Genomic DNA, 26,292 nt, shown 5'->3' with positions numbered 1-26,292 from the left:
ATTGCTGACGATTTTACATTCGATCGCGTGGCGTTAGTAGCTCCCCTAGCGGCACAAGTTCTCGCACAAACCAGCAGCAGCGGTACCGTAATTGTCGGTTACGACCGTAGGTTTCTGGCTGAAGAATTTGCCTTCACAGCGGCTGTTGCCGTCCAAAACGCAGGATTTGACGTGCTGCTGAGCGAATCCTACGCCCCTACTCCGGCTTTCAGTTTAGCTGCCAAACAATTAAATGCTTTGGGTGCGATCGTGCTGACCGCCAGCCACAATCCCGGTGCATATTTAGGGTTAAAAGTCAAGGGCGGATTTGGCGGTTCAGTTTCGCCGGAAGTTACTCAACAGATAGAAAAAAAACTCGAAAATCCGGCGGCACTTTCAGCAAATCCGGGCAAATTGGAGAATTTCAATCCTTGGCCGGCTTACTGCAAAACCTTGCGGGAAATGGTAGATATTGAGGCAATTAAAGAGGCGATCGCCAGCGGCAAAATTACAGTATTTGTAGATGTAATGCACGGTGCGGCAGCAGGAGGACTAGCTCAAATTTTAGAAGAAACAGTGCACGAAGTCAACAGCGATCGAGATCCGCTGTTCGGCGGCGGTGCACCGGAACCTTTGCCGCGCTACCTGTCGCAGTTATTTCGGGTGATGCGCACTCACCAGCGAAAAAGCTCTGGTTTGTCGATCGGATTTGTATTTGACGGAGATAGCGATCGAATTGCAGCCGTTGACTCTAGTGGCAACTTTCTCAGTTCACAAATCCTAGTTCCCATATTAATCGAACATTTAGCTTCACGGCGCGGCTTGACCGGGGAAGTCATCAAAACAGTCAGCGGTTCAGACATAATTCCCAAAATTGCCAAGCTGTACGACTTGCCTTTATTTGAAACGCCGATCGGTTACAAGTATATAGCCGATCGAATGTTAACCACCCAAGTCTTAGTCGGTGGCGAAGAATCGGGAGGAATTGGCTACGGTACACACATTCCCGAACGAGATGCTTTGCTGTCAGCCCTGTACTTGTTAGAAGCAGTTGTCAAATCCGGGGAAGACTTAAGCGAAATTTACAGCCGACTGCAACAAGAAACAAGCTTTACTTCAGCTTATGACAGAATAGACTTGCACTTAGCAAACATGGAAGAAAGGTCGCGTTTGCTGTCGCTGCTGCAAAATCAACCTTTAACAGAAATCGCCGGCAAAGCAGTTGTAAATTGCAACAAAGTTGACGGATATAAATTCCGCTTAGCTGACGGAAGTTGGCTGTTAATTCGGTTTAGCGGAACCGAACCCGTGTTGCGGCTGTATTCAGAAGCGGCGACATTGAAAGAAGTTATGCAAAACTTACACTGGGCGAAAAATTGGGCGCATAATTAATCCGAGTTTTCAACCGCAGATAAACGCAGATGAACGCGGATGAGTTAATCTCAAATCTCTATTTCTCTGTGTCCTCTGCGCCCTCTGCGGTTAAAAAAATCTTCTTCATAAATAAAATAGTATTACCCTACCAACCCTCCCCTCAATTGTGAACTCTTTCTCTTCTCTTCTTCGCGTCCTTCGCGTCTTCGCGGTTCATTAAAAAATCTTACTCACAATGAAATACTATTGCTATATCAGATTAATTTTAGGATAAAAGCAAATGGCATACAGCGATTTCAGCCTTGCGAGAGTCAAAAAAGATTTTGGATTAACCTTAGATGAAAGCCGAAATTTATTTGCTTATACAAAACCAGTTTCACCCTCCGAAATATTAACAACAATCCTGATCGATTATGTACCGCTAGCAACTTTTATTTCCACAGAAAAAGCTCGCTCGGAATTTTTGATTGCCCCGATTTTAGCAGAAGCTCGGCGATTGTTAAACAAACGAGTTTCTCTTTTTTCCGGTAAGGATTTTACTGTCGATCCAGAAAGAGGCTTGCAAGGATTTTGCGATTATATTATTAGCGGATCTCCAGAACAATTGTTCATCAGTGCTCCGGTTATAACAATTTTTGAGGCAAAAAAGGAAGATATTATTGGCGGTTTGGGTCAATGCGTGGCTGCAATGGTAGCGGCTCAATGTTTCAATCAAAACCAAGACACTGAGGTCGATCGCATTTACGGGGCGGTGACGACGGGCACTAACTGGAAATTCTTGATTTTGGAGGAAACTACTGTTTATATCGATCCGATTGAATACTATATTCAAGATGTTGATAAGATTTTGGGAATTTTGTTGCAACCATTTTCCCCATCTTTTGTTAATATGGAGCCGTAAGTTTTAAGAGAAATAATGACCGATCGCAAATTGCTAGTTGTAGCTACGGGCAATCCGGGTAAACTCAAGGAAATGCAAGTTTATCTTCAGGATTGGGGATGGGAATTGCAGCTCAAACCGGAAGAGTTGGAAATCGAGGAAACAGGCGAAACTTTTATTGCTAATGCTTGCTTGAAGGCCTCTGAAGTGGCAAAAGCAACGGGCAAATGGTCGATCGCCGATGATTCTGGTTTAATGGTAGATGCACTCAACGGCCAACCCGGGATTTACTCGGCACGCTACGGGAAAACCGATGCTGACAGGATATCTCGACTCCTCAAAGAATTGGTTCGCGAACAAAACCGGGAAGCACAATTTGTTTGCGCGATCGCGATCGCCCGTCCCGACGGTACAATTGCCTTGCAAGTAGAAGGAATTTGTCGGGGCGAAATCCTCCACACTCCTCGCGGTACGGGAGGTTTCGGATATGACCCCATTTTCTACGTACCCGCACAGCAACAGACTTTTGCAGAAATGACTCCCGATATCAAGCGATCGCACTCTCACCGCGGCCGAGCCTTCCACGCTCTTTTACCACAAATGGCGAACCTTGTCAACCCCTCATGAGGAAAAAAGCCAAACCCGGGGGTAACTGTGGCATTGGATATTGACACTTAGGTATCAGAACTAAACAGGAAAGAGGTTTTTCCTTGGCAATGATTAGTTACCAATGACCAATTACCAATGCCCAATGCCCAATGCCCCAGTATCTTAGATTGCCTCCAAGTTCTTTTCCCCAGTCCGAATCCGAATAATTTGTTCTACAGGAGAGATGAAAATCTTGCCGTCGCCAATCTCGCCCGTCCGGGAAGCAGCGATAATTTTATCAACCACCATGTCAACCTGATCGTTTTCCACAACAATCTCGACCTTGAGCTTTTGCAAGAACTCAACGGTGTACTCAGAACCGCGATAGCGTTCAGTCATGCCCTTCTGACGGCCAAAACCTCTAACTTCAGAAACAGTCATCCCCACAATGCCAGCATTGACGAGTGCGATTTTCACTTCGTCTAGTTTAAAGGGGCGAATAATAGCTTCAACCTTTTTCAAGTTTCTCACTCCTAACAGTTAGTACCTTCGTTATATTACTTAAATCGCGTGACATCTTTTCATATCACTGCTAGGATTAAGTATTTTGTAAAATATACTACCTTATTTTGTACTCGCGATGAGATGCACGCCAATCTTTAACAATATTCTCGCATTTGCCGGGGGGCGGACTCGCTAGCTCGGGCAGATCGCGGTAGAGTGAAAAAGACCCAAGCCGGGAACCACGGATCTGCTAAAACAGAAAAAGAACGCAGGAGACAGGAGTTTTCCGAGTTTCCACTACGAAGAGGGAGATTTGCACGTATTGCTGAAAACGATAATTGCCAGAGGCGGTCAGTTAAACTATTCCTATGCACCCAGCCAGCCCTCCCCCTGACCGCAGCGGGCTTGATGCCCTACTGAGAAATCGCCCCTTCCTCGCCTTGTGGACGGGCCAGTTGTTGGCCCAAGTGGCGGATAAAATCTTTTATGTATTGCTGATTATCCTCCTGAAAACAGGCGGTTACACACCAGGACAGAATACGGAACATTCTATGCTGTCAGCGGTGATGATCGCCTACACGCTGCCGGCGATCGTATTTGGTTCGGCGGCAGGTATCGTCGTAGACCGCTTTTCCAAAAAGCAAATGCTGATCGCCTGCAACGTGATTCGAGCGTTGTTGATTGTAGCTTTGCCGTTTTTGCCCAAAGCTTTTGTCGTTTTGTTGACGATGACGTTTTTAGTCTCTACCGTAACGCAATTTTTTGCTCCCGCAGAAGCGGCCGCTATCCCCCTGGCCGTGGGGCGAGAGGGACTGATGTCAGCAAATGCCCTGTTCGCCTCGTCCACAATGGGCGGGATTATTGTCGGGATGACGATCGGCGAACCGCTGTTTAGTTGGGTCAAACATAGCTTCGGACCAGCTTCTCAAGAGTTTTTGCTGGGCGGGTTGTACCTGATATCAGCAGGTTTGATCTATGCCATGCGGATCAAAGAATCTCATCCCGGCAGCAGTGGCAAAAACGTCCATCCTTGGCAAGACCTCAAAGAAGGTTTGCGGTATTTGAAACACAATCACCTTGTCAGCAACGCGATGGTGCAGTTGACGATTTTGTATTCCGTGTTTGCCGCGCTTCAGGTGCTGGCGATCGCGCTTTCAGGCAAAATAGGTCTCAAAGAAACTCAATTTGGCTTTTTGCTGGCTGCAGCGGGAGTCGGAATGGTCTTCGGCGCAGCCTTTTTGGGACACTGGGGCGCAAGCTTCCACCAAAAACCTCTGCCGTTAATCGGTTTTTTGATGATGGGTTTTGTATTAGCAATGTTTGCCTTTGTCAGACAGTTGTGGGTGGGATTCGGATTGAGCGCTGTGTTCGGTTTTGGCGCTTCCTTAATTAACGGCCCGATGCAAGCTCTGATTCAAGAAAAAACTCCAGAATCTATGCGGGGAAAAGTCTTTGGCTTGGAGAATAATGCGATTAATATTGCTCTGAGCTTGCCTTTAGCACTGACCGGCCCGCTGACGGATGCTGTCAGTAAAGCCGTCGGCTCGGATGACCTCGGCTTGCGGATCGTGTTGCTGAGTTTGGGCTTTTTGGTCTCGGTGATGGGGATGGCAGCTTGGCGACATACCCGCAAAGTCTTGCAGGATGTTGTGTGAAGTTTGCAAAGAAGAAAGTTCGGCAACGGATTCTGTAACGGATGTAACGGATGTAACGGATGTCAGGAAGAAGGAAGTTCGGCAACGGATTCTGTAACGGATGTAACGGATGTCAGGAAGAAGGAAGATAGAAGAGGGGATGGGTGTCAACTTAACGTCAAATGTAATACCGAGCTACTGTTTGACGATGATTGCCCAGATCCCCTGATAGTTGGGGGTAACTCACATCTTGCACCATTCTCAAGAACAGGCAAGATGCCTGTTCCACAAAGAGTGAATTTTCTTGTGGAACAGGCCGTCCAGCCTGTTCATAAAAAGCTTATTGAGAATGGTGCAACATCTCAGGGGGAACCAAAGCATTCTCTTTAGTTTCCCTTAAGAACGGGAATGCCAGCGGGATCGAGACTCGCGTCTAAACAAGATTTATCAAGGGTTTTAGGCGATTGTTGATACCAATGGGAAGAGGTTCGAGGGCTTTCTTTTTGCGATCGATCTCTAACATAGCAACCGCCCTGGCGCTATTGAGGTTCTCGCATTGCCAACCATTGTTTTTCTTGTCGAATGCCGATCGAAACTAATGCTATACAAGGGTCATATCGCGGTAAACCGGCAGACAAACCGCGATTTCCTCCGTTTCTTTTCTTGCTCTGCTGTTCCACAAATGTTGACCTGGCGATAAATGTCCGATCGCGAAATCTTTTCTAAAATCTCACCACTTAAATTTTCCTAGTTTCATTAATTGAGATTAAAGTAGTATAAAAGCTTTCATTAAAAATCATAATTAGTTTAAGGACGGAAATTCTGTGCAACTAAAAACTAAAGTGACCGTCAGGCGTGCAACTGGTGGATTTGCTTTGATCGACAGCTTAATCCGCCACGGCGTCAAGCATATTTTTGGTTATCCCGGCGGCGCAATTCTGCCGCTTTACGACGAACTCTACCTCGCTGAAGCAACCGGTGCGATCAAACACATTTTGGTGCGACACGAGCAAGGCGCGGCTCACGCGGCTGACGGGTACGCCCGCGCTACCGGACAAGTTGGGGTTTGTTTCGCTACTTCGGGCCCGGGCGCAACTAATTTGGTGACGGGGATTGCGACGGCCCACATGGATTCGATCCCCATGGTAATTATTACCGGTCAGGTTGCCCGTCCGGCGATCGGCACTGATGCGTTTCAGGAAACTGATATTTACGGCATTACCCTGCCAATTGTCAAGCATTCTTATGTAGTGCGCGACCCGAGAGATATGGCGCGAATTGTGGCTGAAGCTTTCCACATCGCCAGTACAGGGCGGCCCGGGCCGGTGTTGATTGACGTACCCAAGGATGTGGGTTTAGAAGAATTTGACTATCTGCCCGTGGAACCCGGATCGGTGAGAATTCCGGGCTACAAGCCGACGGTGAAGGGAAATCCTCGGCAAATTAATCAAGCGATTCATTTGCTGAAGGAAGCAAAGCGTCCTTTGCTTTATGTCGGCGGCGGGGCGATCGCGGCGGGGGCCCACGAGGAAATTAAGGAACTCGCCGAACTTTTCCAATTGCCGGTCACGACAACGCTGATGGGCAAAGGTTCCTTTGACGAAAACCATCCTTTGTCGGTGAAAATGCTGGGGATGCACGGCACTGCTTACGCTAATTTTGCCGTTACCGAGTGCGATTTGCTGATTGCTGTGGGGGCGAGGTTTGACGATCGCGTGACGGGCAAATTAGACGAGTTTGCCGCCCGCGCTAAGGTGATTCACATCGATATCGACCCGGCGGAAGTAGGTAAAAATCGCGGCCCTGACGTGCCGATTGTCGGAGATGTCCGCCAAGTTTTGCTCGATTTGCTGCGCCGCTGTCGGGAAACTGGAGTTTCGGGGAAGACCGGACAAACTGGGGAATGGCTGCACAGGATCTATCGCTGGAAACAGGACTATCCGTTAGTTGTGCCTCATTACCCAGACATTTTGTCTCCGCAAGAGGTGATTTCGGAGTTGGCGAATCAAGCGCCGGATGCTTACTACACAACAGATGTCGGTCAACATCAAATGTGGTCGGCTCAATTCTTGAACAACGGGCCGCGCCGCTGGATTTCGAGCGCTGGTTTGGGAACGATGGGTTTCGGGCTGCCGGCGGCGATGGGCGCGAAAATGGCGCTACCCGATGAGCAAGTGATTTGTATTGCTGGCGATGCTAGCGTGCAAATGAATATTCAAGAGTTGGGAACGCTAGCACAATACGGCATTAATGTCAAAATTGTGATTGTAAATAACGGCTGGCAAGGCATGGTGCGGCAGTGGCAGCAGGCGTTCTATGGGGAGCGTTATTCGTCGTCGAATATGACTGTGGGGATGCCGGATTTTGTGAAGCTGGCTGAAGCTTATGGCGTGAAGGGGATGCTGGTTTCGCGGCCGGAGGAACTCAAAGAGGCGATCGGTCAAATGCTCGCTCACGACGGCCCGGTGCTGATGAACGTCAAGGTGACGAGGGACGAAAACTGCTATCCGATGGTAGTTCCAGGTAAGAGCAACGCTCAAATGGTTGGTTTGCCCGAACGTAGCAAGTTGCAATCTGCCGAGTTGATTTATTGTCCGAGTTGCGGCGCGAAGAATGTTTCGAGCAATAAGTTTTGTCCTGAGTGCGGGACAAAAGTTTAAGGGCAAGAAACTGTAGCCAAATTTCTTATCACCTCTTGTCATTTCTTCTGGAATGATAATAATGAAATGTAGTCTCTAACAGAAACTACCATGAGCGACATTCCAGAAGAAATGACAATCAGCATCGGAGACGCCGCAAAATAACTAGGCATCTCAGTAATAACTTTAAGGAGGTGGCTTGATGTTGCTAGGTTTTAAGACCGAGCTAAAACTAAACGACCGACAACGAACACAGTTAGCAAAACATTGTGGAGTAGCGCGTCATGCTTGGAATTGGGGGTTGTGGTTAACCAAAAACCTTCTCGACCACAACAAAACCAATCCCAATGAAAGACTGAAGTTTCCCACAGCTATCGACCTGCACAAACTGTTAGTAGCTATGGTGAAGCCAGAAAATCCTTGGTATTACGAATGCTCTAAATCTACGCCACAACAAGCATTAATGGCTTTACGTGAAGCGTGGAAACGGTGTTTTAATAAGACTGCGGGAGTGCCAAAGTTTAAGAAGAAAGGGCAACGGGACTCTTTCACATTGGAAGGAACGGTGAAAATTTTGGGTGACAATAAGATCCAAGTTCCCGTAATTGGCATTCTTAAGACTTATGAAAGGCTACCGCAAGTATTAATGAAATCCTGCACAATATCCCGGAGTGCGGACAGGTGGTTTATCAGTTTCAGGTTTGACGTAAAACAGCAAGAGGTATGCCACACAAGCATCATAGGGGTTGACCTTGGCATTAAAACATTAGCTACTCTTTCGACAGGTGAAGTGGTTCAAGGTACTAAATCCTACAAAAAATCCGCAGCCAAGCTATCAAGAATGCAGTGGCTCAATCGCCATAAAGTCATCGGTTCAAATAACTGGAAAAAGGCACAACTGGCCCTAGCTAAATTGCACAGAAAAATAGCTAAAATCCGCTCGGATACGCTGCACAAGTTAACGACAATACTTGCCAAAAACCACGGTGTAATTGTCATAGAGGACTTGAATGTATCTGGGATGATGGCTAATCATAAGCTGGCTGCCTCTATTGCTGATATGGGTTTCTTTGAGTTTCGCAGACAGCTAACCTACAAATGCCAATTATATGGTTCAAAGTTGGTGGTAGTTGACCGTTGGTTTCCATCAAGCAAAACCTGCTCTAATTGCGGAATTAAAAAAGAAACACTTTCCTTGGGCAAGCGAGTGTTTGAATGCTCCCATTGTGGATTCAAGATTGACCGCGATTTGAACGCAGCGATTAATTTGTCAAAAACCGTCAGTTAGACGGGGTTAGCCTGCGGACTGGTGAGTGCCGACACTGCCAGAGCGAAGCAGGAAGTAAGCTTCCAGCTACACATGAGTAGATTTGTCGAGTTGTGAGTAGTTGTGAATAGGTCTTATCTAACGGTCAGTCCATAGGTGTCAAGCATCGCCTGAAAACAATTGTATCTCTGGTCGATCGCCGAGTCCCAATCCCCCTGGCATCCTTAAGAAGAGGGACGCGCGATCGGACTCCTGTCCCCCCTTCTTAAGGCTACCCCGTACACACAAGTCCGAAATCTCTCAACACAATTCATGACTGAAACCCCAACTTTCGATATCGCCATTATTGGTGCAGGACCCGGCGGACTATGTGCAGCCCACGGGCTAGCCAATTTAGGTTTTTCGGTAGCTGTGTTTGAACGAGCTAGAGCTTTACGTCCCATCGGCGCTGCCCTAGGGTTGGCAGAAGCCGGGTATAAGGCATTGGGTCTGATCGATGCCGATCTCGCTACCCAAGTTCGTGCCTTAGGTGCCAACCCACAGCGACAACTGCTGATGAGACCCAATGGCGAGGTTCTGTTTTCTGATGAATCGCCCTTGGCTGGTACTCCCTTCACTTGGCTAGCGTGGTATAACCTACAAACCTCATTGCACAACACACTGCCACCTACCGTATCCCTTCACCTTAACCATAAGTTTGTCAACTTCACTAAGGTCGCTGATCCGTCCCAGGCTGCCTTACGTTTGCACTTTGAGAATCAGCCCGATGTTGGCGCACGAGTGTTAATTGGTGCCGATGGGTATTACTCCGCGGTTCGCGGTCTTACCGTGGGAGATGGTGCGCCTCTGTACACTGGAACCATGACTTGGCGAGGAATCTTGCCCCGTCAAATCCTAGCCCCCCTCGCTGAACCCTTTGCAGAAGGGGCTGGTTTTCAACTGGTGGTCGGAGACCAGAAAAATTTTTGGATTATGGATGCAGGACCCGAGGTACTGGCTTGGACAGGGACTGCACTCCATCCGACTACAGAGAAGAGTACCGATGTTTTAGCTATGGTTCTCCAAGTTTTTGACCAATGGACTCCGTTTGTTGAAAGGGTTATTCGAGCAACTGACCCTACCACCATTGTGGAAACTGGCGTGTTCGATCGGGAACCAGTATCCCAATGGGGGGATAGAGAGAGAATCACCTTATTAGGGGATGCGGCTCACCCGATGCGACCGTCCTTAGGATTAGGGACTACTATGGCATTTGAGGATGCTGTTGCTTTAACAAAAAAACTCAACGGGCTCAACTTACAGGATACTCTTTCTGTTGCTAAAGCTCTTACGGACTATGAAGAGGAACGGATTGCGATCGCCACACCGTTACAACTCAAAGCAAGGCAAGGAGGAGAAGCATCCCATTCCCCGGACGTAGCTGACCAACTCAAGGCAGGCTTTGAATTAGCCTTAGCTGCTCGCAGACACAAGGGGAGTTACTCTTAAGCAAAATTTGTTTATATTGAGATAACGATATTCTCGATCGCTCCTTAGTCAAAGCCCTCGGAAATGCAGGGATTGATGTAGCCACTACTGATGAAGCGAATAATCAGGCGTTGCACCCATGAAGAGCAATTAATATGGGCAACAGCACAAGGGCGAGTTATCTATACTTTGAATGGGGGTTGAGTTGACACTAATGGGCAATGCCGTGTCCTTACCTGGATCTGCTGTTCCACATTTAACACGATGTCCGTTGGCATCGCATCGAGAGCTTTAATCTGTAATCTCTAAGCATATTTTATGAGCCAGTGTCTAAACCCTGATTGCCTATTCCAAAATCCGTCTGGCTCTACAAAATTTTGTCAAAAATGTGGGAATAAACTGCTATTGGGCGATCGCTACGGAGCGAAAAAAATTATTGGACAAGGGGGATTTGGGCGCACTTTTCTATCTGTTGACGAGTATAAACCCTCAAAACCTCCCTGCGTTATTAAACAATTTTACCCCCAATTTCAAGGCACTTCTAGTATCCAGAAAGCTACTGAGTTATTTGCTCTTGAAGCAGTACGCCTAGAACAGTTGGGTAAACATTCTCAGATTCCCGAATTATTAGCATATTTTAGTCAAGATGGACGGCAGTATTTAGTCCAAGAATTCATCGACGGTGAAAATTTAGCCCAAACACTAGAATCTAAGGGATATTTTAGCGAAACGCAGATTCGCAAGTTGCTTAATAATTTACTGCCAGTATTCGAGTTCATTCACTCTCGCCAAGTTATTCACCGAGATATCAAGCCAGAAAATATTATTCTTCGGCAAGATGGGCAATTGGTTTTAGTTGACTTTGGAGCCGCGAAATATGCGACACAAACGGCTCTAGGGCTAACGGGAACGAGAATCGGGACGGCTGGATATATGGCACCAGAACAAGCCAACGGTAAACCGATTCATGCTAGTGATATTTATAGTCTGGGTGTGACTTGTCTGTGTCTGTTAACTCAGGTTGAGCCGATTGATTTATTCGATGATAGCGAGTTTGAGTGGGTGTGGCGAGAACACTTAAAAACATCTGTCAGTTCGGAACTGGGTCAGATTTTAGATAAAATGATACAACCTGCTATTAAAAAACGTTATCAATCTGCTACTGAAGTTTTGCAGGATATTGGTACTCGCTCACCTCAATTATCACCTCAACCATCACCTCAACCATCACCTCAAACACCAGACTCCCTTAAATCAGCACGGGGTGTTGACTATACTGATCTGCGGGATTTATTGGCGGCGGGGGAGTGGGAAGAGGCGGATTGGGAAACGCTGAAGGTGATGCTGAAAGCTGCTAGACGGGAGAAGGAAGGTTATTTTGATCGGCAATCAATTGATAATTTTCCTTGCGATGATTTACGGACGATCGACCAGTTGTGGGTAAAATACAGTCAGGGTCGTTTCGGCTTTAGTGTCCAGAAACAAATCTGGTGGGAAGTATGCGGTAAAGAGGATTGGGAGATTGAAGACAACCTGGCCGATCGCCTCGGTTGGCGAAAAGGAGGAAGTTGGTTGGACTTAGAGTACCTGACCTTTAATCTCAGAGCAGAGCATGGCCACCTCCCGACGGGGTTGGCGGTCTGGGCGGTCGGGCCGTGGCAGGGCGGCGTGCCCGTTGGGCGTACGTTGATGGTAGCTGCAGGGTTATGGGATTGGGAAGGATTCTTCTCTCGCGTCGAGAGTTGTAATCTGTAACCTATAACGATTTCAGCCCCTTGTCAAGTCTTTTTTATCGAACCTTTTTTTACGAAGTTATAGGCTTTTCGTCATTTCATTACCTGCTACGTCACTCGTATAACTGTACTCATCTATTGAATTACCTGAAAGAGGGTAAGGTAGGCTCACTCATCAAACAACAGAGTCGCGAATTTTGGGTCATAGCAGTTAGCCAAAGAAACCGGGTTTTTTACCTAATTTGTGGGTGACAACGAAAGATTTTCGTAAAAAAACCCGGTTTCTGACCACCCGTGGGTATCAACTAATGCGTTATGCCATTGTGATTGAAAAAACACCCAATAATTATTCAGCATATCCACCAGATTTACCCGGATGTGCAGCCACAGGCGCTACCCTTGCGGAAGTACAGCAGCAAATTAAAGAAGCAATCGAATTTCACTTAGAAGGATTGCGAGAAGAAGGTTTACCGATTCCCGAACCAACTACGCTTTGTGAGTATGTCGAAGCACGGTAATCTCAGAAACCCGGTTTCTTTCTAGATTTCTCGTCACTCAACGCAAAACTCGTAGAAACCGGGTTTCTAGCCCCCATGCTTAAGCTATGAACTTACGCACTAATGCCAAAGAAACCGGGTTTTTTACCTAATCTGTGGGTGACAACGAAAGATTTTCGTAAAAAAACCCGGTTTCTGAGATATAGGAAAATTCGCGGGAGTAACAAATGAATCTTTATTTGGGAATAGATTTCGGCACGACTGGCGCCCGATCGACTGTCATAGACTCCCAGGGTACAATACATTGTGAGACAGAATATACTTTTGCCAACAACGGGCAACAACAGCCTGAATTGCCCTCGGTGTGGCAAAATGCGCTGTGGGATTCGATCGAGCAAATTCCCCCAACAATCCGCAATCAGGTAAGGGCGATCGCCCTTGACGGCACATCTTCCACTGTCATGCTGTGCAATACCGACGGTATACCAGTATGCGAACCGATTTTATACAATGATGCGCGCGGTGCAGCGGTGACAGAGAGGTTGCGGGCGATCGCGCCGGATAACCACACAGTATTGAGCGCTACATCGAGTCTGGCCAAACTCCTGTGGTTGCAGGAGGGCGGGCTAGAAGCCCACCCCACAAAACAATTGAGCTTTTGTGGAACAGGCATCTTGCCTGTGGTTGAGAAGCTTTATTTCCTGCATCAAGCTGACTGGCTGGCATGGATGCTGCACGGGAAATTGGGAATTAGCGACTATCACAATGCTTTGAAACTCGGTTTTGATGTTGATACTTTGTGCTATCCGAAGTGGCTGATAGAGGGAATTGCTGGCGCTGCAACTCCTGAATTGCCGCAAGTTGTCGCACCGGGCACGCCTGTGGGGGAAGTGAGAGCTCAAGTGGGCGATCGCTTCGGTTTTCCCCGCGATTGTATGGTTTGTGCTGGGACAACCGATAGCATAGCCGCATTTTTAGCAAGTGGCGTTAATTTACCAGGGGAAGCAGTAACTTCTCTCGGTTCTACTTTAGCAGTCAAACTGTTAAGTCAGACCCGCGTAGATGATTCTAGATACGGGATTTACAGTCATAAATTAGGCGATTTGTGGTTAGTTGGAGGTGCTTCTAATACGGGAGGTGCGGTGCTGCGACACTTTTTTACTTATGTTGAGTTGGATAATTATAGCACACAAATTGATCCAGCACAAGAGAGTTTGCTGGATTATTACCCATTGTTGAAAAAGGGCGATCGCTTTCCGATTAATGACCCGAATTTGCCGCCCCGACTCGAACCGCGTCCTGCTGATTCTGTGGAATTTCTGCACGGTTTGCTAGAAAGTATAGCGCGGATTGAAGCGCGGGGATATCAATTATTGCAAGAATTCGGTGCAACTCCTTTGACAAAAGTTTATACTGCTGGCGGGGGGGCAAAAAATTCTGTTTGGAGTGCGATTAGAAAGCGTTATTTAAAAGTACCTGTTGAAACGCCAATTCATACTGCGGCTGCTTATGGGGCGGCGTTATTGGCAATGCGAGGTGTGACAGGTTAGGGTTATTGCATAAATCTTTGATGGATGGGAAACCGCAGATGTGTGCAGATTAACGCAGATTAACGCAGATGCTTTGCTATATTTTTACTTACACTCGCTGCAACTTAGCTGTTCTGGGATCGATGATTTTTCTGCCCAAACCTGAAAACTTAATTGCCAGATTAGTTTTATCGCCTTCTCCCAAAACGTGGGTAATTTCTCCAACTCCAAAAGCATGATGAAAAACCCGATCGCCGGTTTGCCAATCTGCCGATTGTCCATTGTTTCCCGGTTGAGAAATGCCGGAATTTGCTGCTAAATTATTAGTTTTTCCTTTAGATGCAGCCGTTTTCCCGGCTTTAGTTTTCTTCGCACTTCCAGCCAGCAAATGTGTCGGCAATTCTCCTAAGAATAGCGAAGGGGTGCAGTGTTCCCGGAAACCTCCCCACAAGCGGCGTTCGCGAGTGTGGGTGAGAAATAGCAATTCCTGGGCGCGAGTGATGCCGACGTAGCACAAACGGCGTTCTTCTTCGATCGCTTTCGGGTCGTCTAAACTGCGGAAATTGGGAAATAAACCCTGTTCCATTCCGACTAGAAATACTACGGGAAATTCTAACCCTTTGGCTGAGTGCAGCGTCATCAGCGACACGCGGGAATCTTCTTCCTGCAAGTCATCTAAATCGGATGCTAAAGATGCTTTTGCTAAAAATGATGTCAGGGTCTGTTCTTCGTTTTGTTCTTCAAATTGTAGCACTGCATTGTACAATTCTCTGACGTTTTCTATGCGGTTTTCTGCTTCCTCGGTTCCTTGATTTTTTAAATCTTCAATGTAGCCTGAATCTTGGATAATTCCTTGGACAATTTGCGAAGCCGGCAGAGTTTCAACTTGCGATTGCCAACGACCAATCATTTCGGCAAACTTAATAATAGCTTTTGCCGATCGCCCTGCTAGAGTATTGACAGAAGATTCATCGCTGAGGATTTCCCACAGGGGAATGCCTAACTGAGTTGCAGCGTCTTCGATTTTGGAAAATGTGGTATCCCCAATGCCGCGACGGGGTGTATTGATGATGCGTTTGAGGCTGACGCTATCGTCGGGATTGGCAAGGGCCCGCAGGTATGCTAGGATATCTTTGATTTCTTTGCGATCGTAAAACTTGAGGCCACCGACAATATTGTAGGCAATGTCTAAACGCATTAACGCTTCTTCAAAGGATCGAGATTGAGCGTTTGTGCGGTAGAGAATCGCAAAGTTACTGCCGTTTTCGTATTCGGAGTTTTGGCGCTTTAAGGTATGAATTTGCCCTGCTACAAATTCCGCTTCATCTAATTCGTTGTCTGCCCGCCAGACAACAATCGGAGCTCCCGGTTCGCGAGTCGGGCGCAAAATTTTCTCGATCCGTTCGGTATTGTGTTCGATCAAGTGGTTCGCCACTTGCAGGATGTTTTCGCGCGATCGATAATTTTCCTCTAATTTTACCATTGTCTGAGTTTTATCGTCGGACAAACCATCTCCGAAATCCTCTTGAAATTCCAGCAAGATGGTATAATCTGCCATCCGAAAGCTGTAAATTGATTGATCGACATCGCCCACGACAAAAATCGAGCGGTTTTGCCATTTATCGAAGTTTTTGGGGTCGGCGTTATTTGTCACCAACATCCGAATCAAATCGTATTGAGTGCGGTTGGTATCTTGGTATTCGTCAACTAAAATATGGCAAAACTTTTTATGCCAGTAACTTAATACTTGCTCGTTTTGGCTCAAAAGTTTAACGGGAACGAGGATTAAGTCGTCAAAATCTAGGGCATTGTTGGCTGCTAAGGCGTCTTGGTAGCGACTGTAAACATCGGCAATCACGCGACCTCGATAATCCGGTTCTGCTGCTTGGTATTCTTCAGGTGACCAACCTTTATTTTTAGCATTGCTGATGGCATAGCGGACTTTTCGCGGGTCAAATTTCTTGTCGTCGAGGTTCAGGGTTTTGGTGACGATTTGTTTGACGATACTTTGAGCATCTGACTCATCAAAAATCGAAAAATTTTTCTTCCACTGGCGGCCTTTTTCGTCTTGGTATTTTTCAATATCGTAGCGGAGAATCCGGCCGCACAAAGAGTGAAAAGTCCCCATCCAAATGTGTTTTGTAATTGTGCGGTAAATGTGCGATCGCAATTTCGTTTGCACATCCGGGGTCAACTCTACCAAAGGTTTGCCATATTCCGCTTCAGCTTGCTGAGTTGCCAGCAATTTCTCAATTCTTTCTTTCATCTCCCTGGCGGCTTTATTTGTAAATGTCACCGCCAGAATATTTTCAGGATCGACTCGATGGGTGCGAACTAAGTTAGCAACTCGGTAAGTTAGAGCTCGGGTTTTGCCGGAACCAGCGCCCGCTACTACTAACAGCGGCCCGTTATAATGGGCGACTGCTTGGCGCTGAGATGGGTTGAGGTGGCTGAGGAAATCAGTGGTTTGAGTCATAGCTAGAAAGTTAGTTTAATTTTTTAAGGGGTAAATAATACTTGGTATGCGATACCGCGAGTTTTTTCAACGTAAGGTGCGCTGCACCATATATTATAACTAGAACGGTGATTTTTAGAACTTTAAATATTTTTGGGCTAAGCGAGTTGTTTAAGGTAATATGAATTCCGGTTGCACTGAATAAAAAATGATATCAAATCCGCTCTTCATCGGAATTATTAATCTCTCTTATCTCCCTCTGTGTTCTCTGCGTTCTCTGCGGTTAAATCATTCCGATGCAACCGGAAACGATATGATAGGCAAGGTCGGACACGGCAATGCCGTTTCCCTACCCCAAAATAATCCATCGAACTCAATGATAAATGTAACCATCGCCCGATTAATTGTAGGGAAACGGCACTGCCGTGTCCTGATTTTGGGTAATATAAATAGTTTTGTTTTAACGTTTAAATAGTTGTTTTAGCCAAATTGCAGATAATATTCCCAAGCCAATCCAGATGGCAATAATTACAGCAGCGGCCGCCCGATTTATCGGTTTTCCTCGCTCTATTTCTGCGGCTGCTTTTTCCCGACACTCGGCTAAAACCTGTGGCGGAATCATCTTCAGTACCAGCCAAATTCCCAAAGGTACAATTATCAAATCGTCCAAGTAGCCGAGAACCGGTATGAAGTCAGGAATTAAGTCGATCGGGCTAAAAGCATAGGCAACCGTAAGACCTGCTAAAATTCTGGCGTACCTTGGTACTCTCTGGTCTGTACTTGCTAAATAAACAGCGTAAGTCTCTTTTTTGAGTCGGCGGGCAGCTTGTTTTAAGGATTGCATATAATGACTCATGACTAATGACTAATGACTAATGACTTAGACTAATGACTTAGAATATTTTTAGTTGCTAAAAATGTAACAAGGCGGATATTTAGCAATTTCAGTGGGAAGGTAAAGTATAGCATCTGTTGTATGTGAGGAGAATCAAGTTTATGAATTCAAATTTGCAACGTGGCGATCGCATTAATTTCCGTAGTCTGCTAACAGCGTTGTGTTTAACCTTAACTCTCGTGAGTTTCCTGGGATTAGATGCGGCGGCTGCTCAAGAACAGCGGATTAGAACGCTGAGTGTCACTGGGCGGGGTGTGGAAGCGATTCCGACAACCCAGACTCAAGTTGCTTTGGGGGTTGAGGTGCAGGGGAAAACGGCGGCCGAGGTGCAGCAGGAAGCGGCGAGGCGATCGTCGGCTGTCGTAGCATTGCTGCGATCGCGCCAAGTGCAAAAACTCGAAACGACCGGCATCACCCTGAGCCCGAGTTACACCTACGAAAACAACCAGCAGCGGCTAATAGGGTATATTGCTACAAATACCGTCAGTTTTCGCCTTAATACTCAATCTGCTGGCACTTTGCTCGACGATGCAGTGCAAGCGGGAGCAACGCGAATTCAAGGTGTAAGCTTTGTGGCCGCCGAAAGTGCGATCGAACAAGCTCAAAAACAAGCACTCAAAAAAGCAACTCAAGACGCTCAAGCGCAAGCGGATGCAGTCTTTAGCGCCCTCAACCTCAAGCGGGGAGAGATTCTCAACATTCAAGTCAACGGTGCTAGCGCGCCGCCTCCTATGTACCGGCAGTTGGCTGCTTCTCGCGCTGCTGTTGCTGATGCTACAACGCCTGTGGTGGGAGGGGAACAGCAGATTGAAGCTTCTGTGACTTTGCAATTTGGATATTAAATAGTTAGGGGTTGAACTGGGCACCTCAGCTTCACCCTAACTATTTCTCGATTTATAAATGGCTACAACCTATTATGAACAATGAACGGAATCTCTCCTTCTTCAGGGGGAGAGTTCCTCAATCAATAGACTCTCCGTTAAACCCTAGGCGATCGCATTCCTCATACACACAAAAGAGTGGACTCTTTTCTAAGATCCACTCTCTATTAAACTCTCTTAGGGCTAGCTTTAACAAGCTGGAGTTAAGTCCTTACTTTAGCTAGTCCTTAATTATTCTGTTGTCATGAATGACCACTTTTTCCTTGACTTCAGGACTGCCGGAGATGTGAATATCCGTATCCATATTTTCCTCGGCGGATTCGGCTAGATATTGGGCAGATGACTTAACATCATGCGCTGCACCTTTAAAAGATGCGGCTACATTTTGGGCAGAGGACTTAACATCCTGCGCTGCACCTTTAGCAGATTCGGCTGCGCTTTGAGCAGATGACTTGATTGATTCAGCTACACTCTTGCCCGATGACTGAAGAGATTCGGCTGCACTTTTTATAGATGGCTCAACTGCCCTCGCTGTATCTTTTACAGTCGATCTAATATCCTTAGTGGCACCCTCAATTTCCTGAGCTACAGCTTTAGCAGAAGGTTTAACTTCATCGGCAGTGCTCTTAATAGAGTCCGCGGCACTTTGTATAGAAGGCTTGACACCTTCCACTGTCTGCTTGACTGAATCTTTTACTTCTCTAATCGTAGGTTTGACTTCCTCGGATGCGCTTTTGACTGCATCTACTACAGAAGGCTTGGCTTCCTTAACTGTCTGATTGACTGATTCGGCTATACCTGTAATCGAAGGCTTAGTTTCCTCAACTGTCTGCTTGACTGCTTCTGCTGTAGCTTTGATAGATGGTTTAAGTTCCTCAGCAGTTTCCTTTGCTACTGTCCCTAGCTCTTCTACAGTGTGTTTAATACCGTCTGCTACAGTGTGTGCTGCATCCCCTAAATTATCTACAGCACGGTTAACCGTATCAGCAGTACCTTTACCAATAATAGCGCCAGCAACTGAGCCTGCTACAGCACCAAGAATTCCTCCAGAGCGAGCACCGAGTACACCACCGACTGCTGCTCCAGCTATCCTCGCACCAATGCCTGAGCCTGAGGATTGATCTTGGTTTGATTCTGTATTTTCGCTAGTCTGAGCCTGAATCTGCTGGTTTTCGCTATTGTCAACATTCTTTTCCTGGAAGTCAGGATTGGATTCAGGCTGGTTAAAAGTCTGCTTATTATCAGTCATAGATATGCTTGGGTATTACTACTACATTCACTACGTTAACTCTTACTTCCAAATAAAATCTACGGCTCAAGAACGAGATTTTGACTGTTACTTAAGAAGTAGATTTTCAAAGGTACTGACCGCTACGGCGCTAGCTGCTCGCTGTTCCTTCTACTTGGACAAAGCTGGAAGCGCGCGTTTGTAGTAAGTAAGGTGCGTCGCCATCAACAATCTGCAAGTTCCATTGAACCTGCCGCGGCAGCGACGCACCCTACATAAAACGTACCACACAACATAGCTGCTACTGTACTTCATGAATCTGGAATATGCTGTAAGATAAATCAACTGCTGCTCAACTCGATCGCTTGCAGGTTAAAATGAAGGAGTTTGTGTTAGTCATGTCTATCGCTTAATTCACGAATGTCAGTTATGACTCCAAAAAACGAAACAGCATCTCTAGTTTTAGCCCTCATAATTACCAGTGGCTTAATCGGTTTGGTTTTTTGGTGGTTTACCAGTAATTCTGCTTCCACAACAGAGACTTTAACCAATCAAACCGACCAATCTAAGGGTAAAAATTTTACTCAAATCAAAAACGTCCCAAACGGACTATTTAGTTATGGCGGTAGCACGACTTGGGCCACAATTAGACGGGATTTAGATCCAGAAATTCAAACCGTTTGGCCTCAATTTAAACTGCGCTACACTCAAGCGAATCAAGGTACGCCTAGTACGGGTTCAGGTATCCGTATGTTATTAGACAATCAATTGTCTTTTTCTCATGCTTCTCGCCCAGTTGAAGATCGGGAATACGAACAAGCAAAACAACGAGGCTTTAGTTTAGTAGAAGTTCCAGTAGCCATTGATGGGAGAGCAATCGCAGTTCACCCAAGCTTAAATATTCCAGGCATAACAACGCAGCAAAGAGATGATATTTATGCAGGTAAAATAACCAATTGGAATCAAGTGGGTGGCCCTAATTTAAGAATTAAGCGTTACGCCATACAAGGTGATAAAGGAAACAATCTTGAAATAGTATCAACCCCTACCGATGCTATTCGTAAACTTGCCGCCGATCCAGGAGGAATATTTGAAGCTTCGGCTCCATTATTGGTATCGCAATGTCAAATCAAAACATTGCCGATCGGTCGGAACTTGAATCAACTAATTCGACCTTATAAACTACCTTTTGTGCCGCTGTCTGAGTGTCCGTATAAGCGTAATGAAGTGAACACAGAAGCTTTTTTAAGCGGAGAATATCCCTTAACTCGGCGATTGTTTGTAATTGTCAAAAAGAACAATCAAGTTGACCAACAAGCCGGAGAAGCTTATGCCAATTTACTGCTAACAGAACAGGGTCAGGAAATGATTCAAAAGGCGGGATTTGTCAGAATTCGCTAAGAAAACTTTCGTAACACGGCGGCAGGAGACTTTACCTGCATGGGCAGAGCGCGAGCGCTTCAATCACTTCTACCGATTGCTAGTCAATACGCGGCTGCCAGCTTCGGAAGCAGGAAAAATTATCTGTATTGGCGATCGACTCACTAAGTTTGATCGCCCCCAACAACCCCCACAACCTCAAATTACTACCGGATCAGCGCTCAAAGTACCCGATATCGACTACAGTAAACACAAAATATTATGGGCGGTAATTAGAGTGATCGAGACTTTAGCAACAGGAGTCGCAGCAGCCGGTTCGCTGCTGGCATTGGGCGGGTTAGGCCTAGAGTTGAACTATCGCCTCCTTCCCCGTGGAAATAAACTAGAACTCACAGCCGGAGAATGGCACTTAGCCATATCCGAACCCAACCGCTATCTTTTAGTCGGGGAAATGGAGTTCCGCAACCTGACACAGCGGTTTGAGATTATGTTGCCGGAAGTGCGGGCACAGGTGAAACTGCTCTCAGACGGAAATTTAGATGGCGTTACTTCCCAGACAAAGGTGATTCCTTGCCACAAAGACGCAGTAGCCAGAGCAGACGATTACTGGTTCGGCTATATTGTTAAAGCGCAAAAAACCACGAAAATTAAAGTCTCTGTAGACATTCAAGGGCAAGATTTAACCAAATTGCAATCAGCTTGGGTGCAAGTACACTTCGTCACCTACGGCCCGGGCGGGCGCATCCCCAAAGTCCGTAACGTAGTAGTCCCGCTGCAATTTCCCAACACGGACACCGTACCCATCGCCCGAAATGTCGGGGTTGCAGAAGTCTTGCCGATTCGCACTCACATACTGGCGGAATTGGACAATCCCGTCGAAATTGTCAAACGGTACGTGCTGCCGCGCGCCCAGAAAGGCGATATTGTCGCCTTGGCAGAAACTCCCCTAGCTTTGATGCAGGGACGCTATCGCCATCCCAGCGAAGTCAAACCCGGATGGGCGGCAAAGCGAGTGTGCTTGTTTTTCTTGCCCATGTCGAGTTTGGCAACGGCTTGCGGGATGCAGACTTTGGTTGATGTAGTTGGGCCTTGGCGCGTAGTAGCAGCATTTGCGATCGGCGCTGCGGCCAAAATATTTGGCAAACCGGGAGTCTTTTACCAACTTGCAGGGGAACAAGCAAGGCTGATCGACGACGTTACCGGGACTTTGCCTCCCTTCGACCAATTTATTGTCCTAGGCCCGGACAATCCCCAGCAAGTTGTAGAAGAAATTCAACGAGAAACCGGACTTGCGGCGGCGATCGTAGACGCTAATGACTTGAAAGCAGTTAAGATATTAGCAGCGACCTCCGATTTATCGGTAACATTTTTAGAGCAAGCCTTGCGCAGCAACCCCGCCGGGAATGCTGACGAGCGAACACCAGTCGTTTTAATTCGACCTCTGCCACAAAAATATTGAGTTGAAAACTGAAAATTAAAAATTCAAAAAGATGGTTTGAAATTTTTAATTTTCGATCCAGCAAGAAAGGGAGAAGCCTCAAAAGTTTTAAGTTTTGAACTCAAAATTTATGGATTCAAAACTCAAAACTTCCCTAACTCTTCCCCTTTCTGAATTTTTATTTTAAAATTTCCCTTCCCCACTTTCATCCTATGACTTCATTTCCCTCCCAAAACCCAAACCAGGTTGTGATTCGCCCGTTTCAGTATCGCGACATCGAGGCGATGGAACAATTGTGTGCGGAAACAGCCGACGAGCCAGAAAACCGCAAAGGCGCAAGCTGCGACTTGGTACTAGGTAGAAAGTTGCAGCAGATTCGTCGCTGGTACGGACTGCTAAAGATTTTTAGCTGGTTTCCCAACCCTTGTCAGTCCCTGTTCCGTGCCCACGTGGCCGAAGAAGAAGGGAAAGTTAAGGGCATAATTCAGATTTCTCCTTTCAACCGCACCCGCAGCACTTGGCGGATCGATCGCATAGGAGTAGACCCGGAAGCCCGCAGCAAAGGAATTGGTTCAATGCTGCTGCGGTACTGCTTTGAGGCAGTCTGGGAGGCGCGGACATGGCTGTTGGAGGTGAATGTCGGTGACAAAACTTCCCTGGCTTTGTATCGGCAGAACGGGTTTCAGCCTTTGGCCCAGATGACTTACTGGACGATCGCCCCAGAACGCCTTCTGTCCATGGCTTCCTCGACGCCAGATTTGCCGAACCTGCTGCCGGTCAGCAACGCGGACGCTCAGTTGCTCTACCAACTCGATACCGCGTCTATGCCGCCGCTGGTGCGCCAAGTATTCGATCGCCACATTCAAGATTTCAAAACCAGTTTTTTAGGCGCTTTAGTCGAAGGTGTCAGACAGTGGCTGGGCAAAACAGAGGTAGTCAGCGGTTACGTGTTTGAACCGCAGCGGAAAGCCGCGATCGGCTATTTTCAGGTGCAGCTATCCCGCAACGGCCACCAACCGCACGTCGCCCAGTTGACGGTACACCCTGCCTACACTTGGCTTTACCCGGAACTGCTGTCCCAGATGGCGCGGCTTGTTCAAGATTTCCCGGTTCAAAGCCTGCAACTGGCTTCCGCTGACTATCAGCCGGAACGGGAAGCTTATTTAGAGCAATTTGGAGCAGTGCGCGTGGAACACAGTTTGCTAATGTCTCGATCGGTGTGGCACAAATTGCGCGAGTCCAAGTTGGTCTCTCTCGAAGGACTCCAGCTATCAGAAATGCTGCAAAGCTTCCAACCAACTCGCAAACCCGTACCGGGCAGGATGTCTTGGCTCGGCCCGATGGCTGGAGAAGCCACAGCAGGGCCCGCGTCCTCGGAGATAAAGTCCCTGTTGGCTGACTCAGGAAACAGCCAAACGAATCAAGTTAACCCCTTGAACTTCCATAATTCCGAATCAGCAGCAACAGATATCAGCAGCATTTTGCCTCTAAAATTGCCCGAATTGCCTCTAGACGAAGGCTCCCAAAAGAAAAGTTAATACTTAATAGTGAAAAGCAGAAAGTAGGAAATTTTTCATCCAAGCAGCAGTCTCTGCTCTTGGGCGCACCCTACCATTAAGTAAGGTCGCATCAACTATTTTTTTCTTACTTTCTGCTCTTCTCTTCTCTTCTTCCTTCGCGCACTTCGCGTCTTCGCGGTTCGTTAAATAAGATAATTTCCGCAAAAAAAACAGTAAATCTAAAATCTAAAATCTAAAATCTAAAATCTAAAATTGATTGATAATGTCCAACGAGAAATTATGGATTTCAGCACTGGGATTAGATATAGGCCTCAAACGAGTCGGCATCGCCGGATGTGACGGCACCGGTTTAATAGCTACGGGCATTACAACTCTGGTACGATCGTCCTTCGATCGGGACGTAGCTTATCTCCGAGAGCTCGTCTCACAGCGGAGAGTGCAAATTTTAGTGGCTGGCTTGCCATACTCCCTGAGCGGAGAATTGGGCGCCCAAGCCCGACAGGTGCAGAAATATGCCAATCGCATCGCCCAAGCCTTAGAGCTCCCCCTAGAGTATGTGGACGAGCGCCTGACTTCGGTTGAGGCAGAGGAATTGATGAAAGCTGCAGGGATTTCGGTGTCGCAAAATAAGGGTTCGATCGATCGCAAAGCAGCCGCCCTGATTTTGCAGCAGTGGTTGGACGAGCGGAGGCAAAATATCAGCGCAATTGGCAATCCTTGATAGCTTGTAACAGAGGCGTGATATCCTGGTTGTGCAAGGAAAGCGAAGCACACCTGTAACCCTTGACACACTGGAGAAAATTTTGCTGTACCCTCGGTACTGAAGAAGCACAAAATTGTGATTTCTCCTCAGTGTCGCTTGCGGACTCGACTGAGATTGAAACGCAGCACTCCTCGCCTGTGGAAAATGCCGGGAGTCTCGCGGTTTAAACTTGTGGACTGGCGATTGTCGCCCGATTAGCCATAATATCGCCACGAAAATTCCCAATTGTCAAGCAAACGTTACTGAATTATTGACGGAAAATAAGATACACGCGATGTCCTCATCCCCATACCGCAAAGATAATAGCAATTCCAACGAAGAGTCCGTCACCCTGACGGATGAAGTTGGGCGATCGCTAACTTGCAACATAGAATATTCTATGAATCTAGAAGGTCAAGAATACGCTTTGCTGCTTCCGATTGACTCACCCGTAGAAATTTTTACTTGGCAGGGAGACGATACCGACGAAGCAGCAATTCCTGTAGAAGACGAGACCGAAATTGACAAAATTTTTGATACAGCTAGAGTTGTGCTGCAAGAGCAGAACTTGACCCTCCGACGCACGGCGGTGACGCTGACTGTGGTTGGCGAATTGCCGGAATTTCCCGAAGACGATATGGCATCCGATGCCGATCCGGATGAGGAGTCCGAGTTCGAGGAGCTGATGTGGCTGACCAGCTTCTACCACGAAGAGCAGGAATATGCCATTTATACGCCTCTCGACCCGTTCTTTATATTGGCTAGAATGAATGATGACGGCAAGCCAGAATTGCTCTCGGAAGAAGAGTTTCAAAGGCTGGAACCGATGTTGCCTATGCTGGAAGACCAGTTCTTTGACGAGCTTGATTAGATATTAATTGCAGGCAGAAGGCTTGACGGCAAAAAGCAGAATTTTTTACTATTTTATAAAAAAAGTAAACTGCTCGCCCGATCGAAATTTTTCGAGATTGTGCCTTCAGCCTTTAGGCTCGGGCTTTTGAAGTGGACCGCGTGAATTGGGTCTTTTAAAGGGCTTGTATCCGTAACTTTTGGGTCATCAATCGCAGGTCATCAGTCATTAGTCGCTAGTTAACCGCCGCTTATCCAGGACAACGGACTGTCACTAACCCCAGCCTGAAGGCGTGGGGCTTGAAAAGAGCAAGACTCACCACCTTCTTAATTCAGGACTAAAAAAGTGTCTAGCCAATTTACTGAACTGCCTGGGAGTGCTATCCCGCCAGACGTTAAGAATGCCACCGCAGCGTTTTTAACCTCTCTGGTGGTCAGTGGCGAAGGGAAATATACACCTAGAAATAGGACTTACCGTCAATGTTTGTACCAGTTGTAGGCAGCAATAACCGTCCCCTGATGCCAACTACCCCTGCTCGGGCTAGACGTTGGATCGAATCGGGCAAAGCTACGCCGTTTTTTAAAAAAGGAGTATTTTGTGTTCGACTGAATGCAAAACCTTTAAGCCACAACTATCAACCAATTGCAGTTGGCATTGACCCAGGTAGTAAGCGTAAGGAACCCCACGCTTAAAAGCGGGGGCTTTTGGGAAGTCCGGCTCGTTCCGAGCGGTGCAAGAAGAAAGCCCGAACCTTACCAGAGACAGGATTAGACCTACGTTTTTTGAGTCACGATACCGGAAAATGCGACGCT

21 protein-coding genes are annotated in these 26,292 nt (G+C 47.0%); 17 read left to right on the top strand and 4 right to left on the bottom strand.

Features of this window, described 5'->3' with window-relative positions; translation table 11 throughout:
- The 3 genes from ACUVJL_RS15495 to rdgB all read left to right on the top strand — a co-directional run.
- Positions 1 to 1,371: phosphoglucomutase/phosphomannomutase family protein (locus ACUVJL_RS15495; RefSeq protein ID WP_445246658.1), on the top strand; the 1,371-nt coding region annotated here is incomplete at its 5' end.
- A gap of 262 nt (positions 1,372 to 1,633) precedes the next feature.
- Positions 1,634 to 2,254 carry a hypothetical protein gene (locus ACUVJL_RS15490; RefSeq protein WP_445246657.1) on the top strand — a complete coding sequence of 207 codons (621 nt, stop codon included), beginning with the start codon at positions 1,634 to 1,636 and terminating at the stop codon, positions 2,252 to 2,254.
- Positions 2,255 to 2,269: 15 nt separating this feature from the next.
- Entirely contained in the window at positions 2,270 to 2,860 is a 591-nt protein-coding gene (gene rdgB, locus ACUVJL_RS15485) for an RdgB/HAM1 family non-canonical purine NTP pyrophosphatase (RefSeq protein ID WP_445246656.1), read from the top strand.
- 144 nt (positions 2,861 to 3,004) lie between these two features.
- Here the strand turns inward: rdgB and ACUVJL_RS15480 are convergent, their stop codons facing one another.
- A complete protein-coding gene (locus ACUVJL_RS15480; RefSeq protein WP_006633346.1) occupies positions 3,005 to 3,343 on the bottom strand; it encodes a P-II family nitrogen regulator in 339 nt (112 codons plus the stop codon).
- 350 nt (positions 3,344 to 3,693) lie between these two features.
- On the opposite strand from ACUVJL_RS15480, the gene ACUVJL_RS15475 reads away from it, so the two are divergent.
- The 7 genes from ACUVJL_RS15475 (at position 3,694) to ACUVJL_RS15445 (ending at position 14,112) form a co-directional block, all read left to right on the top strand.
- Positions 3,694 to 4,980, top strand: coding sequence for an MFS transporter (locus ACUVJL_RS15475; protein WP_445246655.1), 1,287 nt, complete (start codon positions 3,694 to 3,696; stop codon positions 4,978 to 4,980).
- 803 nt (positions 4,981 to 5,783) lie between these two features.
- Complete coding sequence (gene ilvB, locus ACUVJL_RS15470) at positions 5,784 to 7,619, top strand: biosynthetic-type acetolactate synthase large subunit (protein WP_445246654.1); 1,836 nt, start codon at positions 5,784 to 5,786, stop codon at positions 7,617 to 7,619.
- A gap of 181 nt (positions 7,620 to 7,800) precedes the next feature.
- Positions 7,801 to 8,886 carry an RNA-guided endonuclease InsQ/TnpB family protein gene (locus tag ACUVJL_RS15465; RefSeq protein ID WP_445246653.1) on the top strand — a complete coding sequence of 362 codons (1,086 nt, stop codon included), beginning with the start codon at positions 7,801 to 7,803 and terminating at the stop codon, positions 8,884 to 8,886.
- Positions 8,887 to 9,177: 291 nt separating this feature from the next.
- On the top strand, positions 9,178 to 10,353 hold the full coding sequence (locus ACUVJL_RS15460; RefSeq protein ID WP_445246652.1) for an FAD-dependent oxidoreductase: 1,176 nt from the start codon (positions 9,178 to 9,180) through the stop codon (positions 10,351 to 10,353).
- Positions 10,354 to 10,650: 297 nt separating this feature from the next.
- On the top strand, positions 10,651 to 12,087 hold the full coding sequence (locus ACUVJL_RS15455) for a protein kinase domain-containing protein (protein WP_445246651.1): 1,437 nt from the start codon (positions 10,651 to 10,653) through the stop codon (positions 12,085 to 12,087).
- A 286-nt stretch (positions 12,088 to 12,373) separates the two neighbouring features.
- Positions 12,374 to 12,583: a type II toxin-antitoxin system HicB family antitoxin gene (locus ACUVJL_RS15450; protein ID WP_445246650.1), complete on the top strand. Its 210-nt coding sequence runs from the start codon at positions 12,374 to 12,376 to the stop codon at positions 12,581 to 12,583.
- A gap of 206 nt (positions 12,584 to 12,789) precedes the next feature.
- Positions 12,790 to 14,112, top strand: a complete 1,323-nt coding sequence (locus ACUVJL_RS15445) for an FGGY-family carbohydrate kinase (RefSeq protein ID WP_445246649.1) — start codon at positions 12,790 to 12,792, stop codon at positions 14,110 to 14,112.
- Between the two features lie 88 nt (positions 14,113 to 14,200).
- Here the strand turns inward: ACUVJL_RS15445 and pcrA are convergent, their stop codons facing one another.
- Both pcrA and ACUVJL_RS15435 read right to left on the bottom strand, forming a co-directional pair.
- Positions 14,201 to 16,567, bottom strand: a complete 2,367-nt coding sequence (gene pcrA / locus ACUVJL_RS15440) for a DNA helicase PcrA (protein ID WP_445246648.1) — start codon at positions 16,565 to 16,567, stop codon at positions 14,201 to 14,203.
- 439 nt (positions 16,568 to 17,006) lie between these two features.
- Positions 17,007 to 17,390 carry a YkvA family protein gene (locus tag ACUVJL_RS15435; RefSeq protein WP_445246647.1) on the bottom strand — a complete coding sequence of 128 codons (384 nt, stop codon included), beginning with the start codon at positions 17,388 to 17,390 and terminating at the stop codon, positions 17,007 to 17,009.
- Positions 17,391 to 17,542: 152 nt separating this feature from the next.
- Between ACUVJL_RS15435 and ACUVJL_RS15430 the strand changes: the two genes are divergently transcribed.
- The gene (locus ACUVJL_RS15430; protein ID WP_445246646.1) at positions 17,543 to 18,283 is read left to right on the top strand and encodes an SIMPL domain-containing protein; all 741 of its coding nucleotides are present in this window, start codon (positions 17,543 to 17,545) and stop codon (positions 18,281 to 18,283) included.
- Positions 18,284 to 18,542: 259 nt separating this feature from the next.
- Here the strand turns inward: ACUVJL_RS15430 and ACUVJL_RS15425 are convergent, their stop codons facing one another.
- A complete protein-coding gene (locus tag ACUVJL_RS15425; RefSeq protein WP_445246645.1) occupies positions 18,543 to 19,571 on the bottom strand; it encodes a hypothetical protein in 1,029 nt (342 codons plus the stop codon).
- A gap of 408 nt (positions 19,572 to 19,979) precedes the next feature.
- On the opposite strand from ACUVJL_RS15425, the gene ACUVJL_RS15420 reads away from it, so the two are divergent.
- The 6 genes from ACUVJL_RS15420 to ACUVJL_RS15395 all read left to right on the top strand — a co-directional run bounded on the left by ACUVJL_RS15420 (position 19,980) and on the right by ACUVJL_RS15395 (position 26,172).
- The gene (locus ACUVJL_RS15420) at positions 19,980 to 20,951 is read left to right on the top strand and encodes a PstS family phosphate ABC transporter substrate-binding protein (RefSeq protein WP_445246644.1); all 972 of its coding nucleotides are present in this window, start codon (positions 19,980 to 19,982) and stop codon (positions 20,949 to 20,951) included.
- Positions 20,952 to 21,207: 256 nt separating this feature from the next.
- The gene (locus ACUVJL_RS15415; RefSeq protein ID WP_445246659.1) at positions 21,208 to 22,389 is read left to right on the top strand and encodes a F420-0:Gamma-glutamyl ligase; all 1,182 of its coding nucleotides are present in this window, start codon (positions 21,208 to 21,210) and stop codon (positions 22,387 to 22,389) included.
- Between the two features lie 191 nt (positions 22,390 to 22,580).
- On the top strand, positions 22,581 to 23,906 hold the full coding sequence (locus ACUVJL_RS15410; RefSeq protein ID WP_445246643.1) for a GNAT family N-acetyltransferase: 1,326 nt from the start codon (positions 22,581 to 22,583) through the stop codon (positions 23,904 to 23,906).
- A gap of 244 nt (positions 23,907 to 24,150) precedes the next feature.
- On the top strand, positions 24,151 to 24,609 hold the full coding sequence (gene ruvX / locus ACUVJL_RS15405; protein ID WP_445246642.1) for a Holliday junction resolvase RuvX: 459 nt from the start codon (positions 24,151 to 24,153) through the stop codon (positions 24,607 to 24,609).
- Between the two features lie 316 nt (positions 24,610 to 24,925).
- Positions 24,926 to 25,501, top strand: a complete 576-nt coding sequence (locus ACUVJL_RS15400) for a DUF3727 domain-containing protein (protein ID WP_445246641.1) — start codon at positions 24,926 to 24,928, stop codon at positions 25,499 to 25,501.
- A 458-nt stretch (positions 25,502 to 25,959) separates the two neighbouring features.
- Positions 25,960 to 26,172 carry an RRXRR domain-containing protein gene (locus ACUVJL_RS15395; RefSeq protein WP_445246640.1) on the top strand — a complete coding sequence of 71 codons (213 nt, stop codon included), beginning with the start codon at positions 25,960 to 25,962 and terminating at the stop codon, positions 26,170 to 26,172.
- The last annotated feature ends 120 nt before the right edge of the window (positions 26,173 to 26,292 follow it).

Source organism: Microcoleus sp. OTE_8_concoct_300, from assembly GCF_031383065.1.
Lineage (GTDB): Bacteria > Cyanobacteriota > Cyanobacteriia > Cyanobacteriales > Microcoleaceae > Microcoleus.
Note: the sequence above shows the minus strand (reverse complement) of the source record. Positions and strands in the feature narration are given on the sequence as shown.

Excerpts from the sequence above, each read along its gene's own strand:
- ACUVJL_RS15395 (WP_445246640.1), top strand. The coding sequence starts at position 25,960 with ATGTTTGTACCAGTTGTAGGCAGCAATAACCGTCCCCTGATGCCAACT.
- ACUVJL_RS15450 (WP_445246650.1), top strand. The coding sequence starts at position 12,374 with ATGCGTTATGCCATTGTGATTGAAAAAACACCCAATAATTATTCAGCA.
- ACUVJL_RS15420 (WP_445246644.1), top strand. The coding sequence starts at position 19,980 with ATGACTCCAAAAAACGAAACAGCATCTCTAGTTTTAGCCCTCATAATT.
- ACUVJL_RS15410 (WP_445246643.1), top strand. The coding sequence starts at position 22,581 with ATGACTTCATTTCCCTCCCAAAACCCAAACCAGGTTGTGATTCGCCCG.
- ACUVJL_RS15430 (WP_445246646.1), top strand. The coding sequence starts at position 17,543 with ATGAATTCAAATTTGCAACGTGGCGATCGCATTAATTTCCGTAGTCTG.
- ACUVJL_RS15445 (WP_445246649.1), top strand. The coding sequence starts at position 12,790 with ATGAATCTTTATTTGGGAATAGATTTCGGCACGACTGGCGCCCGATCG.
- ACUVJL_RS15460 (WP_445246652.1), top strand. The coding sequence starts at position 9,178 with ATGACTGAAACCCCAACTTTCGATATCGCCATTATTGGTGCAGGACCC.
- ACUVJL_RS15400 (WP_445246641.1), top strand. The coding sequence starts at position 24,926 with ATGTCCTCATCCCCATACCGCAAAGATAATAGCAATTCCAACGAAGAG.
- ACUVJL_RS15475 (WP_445246655.1), top strand. The coding sequence starts at position 3,694 with ATGCACCCAGCCAGCCCTCCCCCTGACCGCAGCGGGCTTGATGCCCTA.
- ACUVJL_RS15435 (WP_445246647.1), bottom strand. The coding sequence starts at position 17,390 with ATGCAATCCTTAAAACAAGCTGCCCGCCGACTCAAAAAAGAGACTTAC.
- ACUVJL_RS15455 (WP_445246651.1), top strand. The coding sequence starts at position 10,651 with ATGAGCCAGTGTCTAAACCCTGATTGCCTATTCCAAAATCCGTCTGGC.
- pcrA (WP_445246648.1), bottom strand. The coding sequence starts at position 16,567 with ATGACTCAAACCACTGATTTCCTCAGCCACCTCAACCCATCTCAGCGC.
- ruvX (WP_445246642.1), top strand. The coding sequence starts at position 24,151 with ATGTCCAACGAGAAATTATGGATTTCAGCACTGGGATTAGATATAGGC.
- rdgB (WP_445246656.1), top strand. The coding sequence starts at position 2,270 with ATGACCGATCGCAAATTGCTAGTTGTAGCTACGGGCAATCCGGGTAAA.
- ACUVJL_RS15490 (WP_445246657.1), top strand. The coding sequence starts at position 1,634 with ATGGCATACAGCGATTTCAGCCTTGCGAGAGTCAAAAAAGATTTTGGA.
- ACUVJL_RS15425 (WP_445246645.1), bottom strand. The coding sequence starts at position 19,571 with ATGACTGATAATAAGCAGACTTTTAACCAGCCTGAATCCAATCCTGAC.
- ACUVJL_RS15465 (WP_445246653.1), top strand. The coding sequence starts at position 7,801 with ATGTTGCTAGGTTTTAAGACCGAGCTAAAACTAAACGACCGACAACGA.